At 51.9% G+C, this 1,468-nt stretch carries 2 protein-coding genes; both read right to left on the bottom strand.

Going from position 1 to position 1,468, the window contains the following annotated elements; genetic code table 11:
• Window positions 1-332, bottom strand: a 332-nt coding sequence (locus PGS25_RS15550; protein ID WP_442865327.1) for a DUF3851 family protein, incomplete at its 3' end; no start/stop codon positions are given.
• Window positions 332-1,468: VirB4-like conjugal transfer ATPase, CD1110 family (locus PGS25_RS15545; RefSeq protein WP_270419417.1), on the bottom strand; the 1,137-nt coding region annotated here is incomplete at its 5' end. The genes PGS25_RS15550 and PGS25_RS15545, both read right to left, overlap by 1 nt.

The following is a 1,468-nucleotide window of genomic DNA, read 5'->3' as shown; positions in this document are numbered from 1 at the left end:
TCTGCATAAATGGCCATTCCCACAGGATCGTTGAACATACAACCGGACAGGTAGGCGTAAAACTGTGCCACCACATCAGACAGGATCTTCGCTTCGGTTCCTTCCAGAATCAGACCGCCCATGCCTTCCTTGGCACGGATGGCGCTCCAAATCTCTGCCAGACGGAGAAGCCCCACCTGACCGGTCTCATTCAGTTCGGCTGCCTGATCTGTCGCCGTGTGGCACTCACTTACCGCATCGGCCATGACCGTAAGCAGCTGGCTGCGCTGGGCATTTACCGCCCTGTCAAAAAACATCAACGGGTTTTGATTCAAAATGTTGGGGTTCATCATCATTCATCCTCCTTCTTTTTCAGTTCCTGGGGTTTGGTGGTCATAATGCGGTACAGCTCGGTACTCTTCGGGAAGTGGTCCACGAAAGGCAGAATTGTGGAGCCATAGAACAGCAGGCCCTCGCCCTCACTGGAGTGGGTCACATAGCTAAGCTGGTGCGTGGAAATGCCCAGCTGCTTGGCAAGTATCTGACGGTCTCCGCCTGCCTGGTTGAGCATATACACGAAGTCGGAGTTTTCAAAGATGTTCTCTACCTCGCGGCTGCTCAAAAGGTCTTTGACATTCTGGGTGATACCTGTCGGAATACCACCCCATTTACGGAATCGCTTCCAGATTTCCACTGTATAGGCAGCGGTCTGTTCCTCCTTCAAAAGCAGGTGCATCTCGTCGATGTAGTAACGGGTGGACTTGTGGGCAGCGCGGTTGATGGTAACGCGGTTCCACACCTGATCCTGTACCACCAGCATACCGATTTTCTTGAGCTGCTTGCCCAGTTCCTTGATGTCATAGCAGACAATGCGGTTGTTGATGTCCACATTGCTCTGGTGGTTGAACACATTGAGGGAGCCGGTTACATAGATTTCAAGGGCCGTAGCGATATACTGGGCTTCCTTTTCCTCCTGTTCCCGAAGCAGGTTATATAGGTCCTCCAAAACCGGCATATTCTCCGGGCGCGGGTCATTGAGGTAAGTCTGATAGACCAGGCGCACACAGCGGTCGATGATTGTTTTCTGCACCGGCTGCAAGCCCTCCTTACCGCCCACGATCAGCTCACACAAGCTGAGGATAAAATCAGACTTGAGGGACAGTGGGCTTTCATCATCCGAGTAGTCCAGGTTCAGGTCCATCGGATTGATGTAGTTGGTGGAGGTAGGCGAGATCTTGATGACCTGCCCATGCAGACGCTCAACAAGAGGTGCGTACTCCGCTTCCGGGTCACAGATGATAACATCATCATTGGTAAGCAAAAAGCAGTTGGCGATTTCTCGTTTTGCGCTGAAGGACTTACCGGAACCTGGTGTACCCAAAATCAAGCCGTTGGGGTTTTTCAGCAGCTTTCTGTCTACCATGATGAGGTTGTTGGACAGGGCGTTTATGCCGTAGTACAGAGCTTCTTTGCCGTTCTGGAATAATTC

The sequence above is a fragment of the Butyricicoccus sp. AM78-15b2TA genome (genome assembly GCF_027665985.1).
Lineage (GTDB): Bacteria > Bacillota > Clostridia > Oscillospirales > Butyricicoccaceae > Agathobaculum > Agathobaculum butyriciproducens.
The sequence above is the reverse complement of the archived record's forward strand: the minus strand, read 5'-3'. Positions and strand labels throughout refer to the sequence as shown.